Origin of the sequence: Synechococcus sp. H55.9 (genome assembly GCF_047462355.1) — a bacterium.
Classification (GTDB): Bacteria; Cyanobacteriota; Cyanobacteriia; order Thermostichales; family Thermostichaceae; genus Thermostichus.
The window spans coordinates 1-1,485 of record NZ_JANSJB010000066.1; the positions used below are offsets into that span (position 1 = coordinate 1).

The window sequence follows — 1,485 nt, forward strand, 5'->3', positions numbered from 1 at the left end:
GGCACATTCTACTTAGGTTGACGTTTTAGAAGAAGCCCAAGCTGTCCTGCGTAGCACTTCGCGATGGGAGTGTGGCACAATGGTGCAGCCGCAGGGTGGGTGTTGTGGGTGATCCAAGGGGGCAATCGTGGCCGGTTCTCGGAGCAGCAGCGGGTCAGAGTCCCCATTCCGTCGGGCTCGCGCCCCACGACCGAAAAAAAGTCAGCCGAGCGCTTCTGCCCAGTCCCAGTTTCGGGATTCTGGAACTGCACAAGAAAGAATGCGTCCAAGCCAGTCTGATGGCACTTCGTCTGGCGCAGAGCGGGATCGGCAAGAGATCTCGCGAGTTCAATCTTCTGGCTTGAACCCGCCCAAAAATCTCTCTATACTGCAGGGAACTTTATCATTCACCCCAACTGCTGCATCTCCCCTTCAACCTATGCGTGCTCCCTCCTCAGGCGACTCGGATCCCATCCTTCCAGAGGCTCAAGCAGGCAGGTCGGCCAAGGATTCCGTCCGAGGAGCGCGAACGGAATCGGATCCCGACCCAGAGCGCCATTTGGCCCAGCGACAGCAACTGGAGAACCGTCTGCTCAAAGCCGAAGCCGAGCTCCAAGAGCGGCGAATCCTTCAGGAGAAACTGCAGGCCGAGGTTCAGGCTCTGCGCAGTCAACTGGCTCAGGCGGAATTGCAGTCCCGCCGGCAGCAACAGCAGATAGAGCTTTTGCAACTGAAAGCCCAACCCTCTGCAGATGCTGGCCTTGAGGCAGAATGTTGCGCTTTGCGCCAGAAGGTGGCCGAACAGGAGAAGGCGCTGCAGGAGCGGGAGCGCGTCCTGCAACAGTTGCAGCAGACTTTGGCGGAGCAGAAGGTCCAGATCTCGGAGCAGGAAGCTCAGCTTGCCGCTCGACAACGTTTAAATGACCGGCAGCGGCAGGATATCGAGGCTTTACAAGAGCAGATCGAGCAGCTCCGCCTGGCCCACGCGCAGGAGCGCCGTCAATGGGAACACCGTCAGCAGGAGCTGCAAGCTTCTCTTCTGGAAGCCCAAGATGTGGCAGAAAAGCGGGTGGAAATGCTGCAACGCTTTAAGGCGGAGCTTTGTCTGGCCCGCACCCAAATTGCCGAAGCTCAGGCGGAGCTGAGCAGCCTACGGGCTCTGTACAGCGACCAACAGGCCGCCTGGCAAGAGCAACGGGAGCATCTCGAGGCCCGTTTGGCCGGCTATGCCGAGACAGAAGCGGAAGCCGAGCAGCGCTGGCGGGAACAACGGCAGGAGCTGGAAGCAGCCCTGGCCGAAGCCCAGGCTCAGCTGGCCGCTTTGCAAGCTCAGCAGGAACATCTGCATCAGGGATCCCAGGAGCAGCAACGGCTGCAACAGCAATGGCAAGCTCAGGCCGAGGCGCTGCAAGCGGCTCTCTCCCAAGCCCAGGCAGAAATTGCCCATTGGCAGCAAGAACACCGCCATCTCCAGGAACGGTACGCCCAAGCCCAGCAGCATCTCTC

General features: G+C 60.0%; 1 protein-coding gene. It reads left to right on the forward strand.

Features of this window, described 5'->3' with window-relative positions:
• Positions 1–418 precede the first annotated feature (418 nt).
• On the forward strand, positions 419–1,485 hold a 1,067-nt coding region (locus NW857_RS09255), incomplete at its 3' end, for a hypothetical protein (protein WP_414368751.1).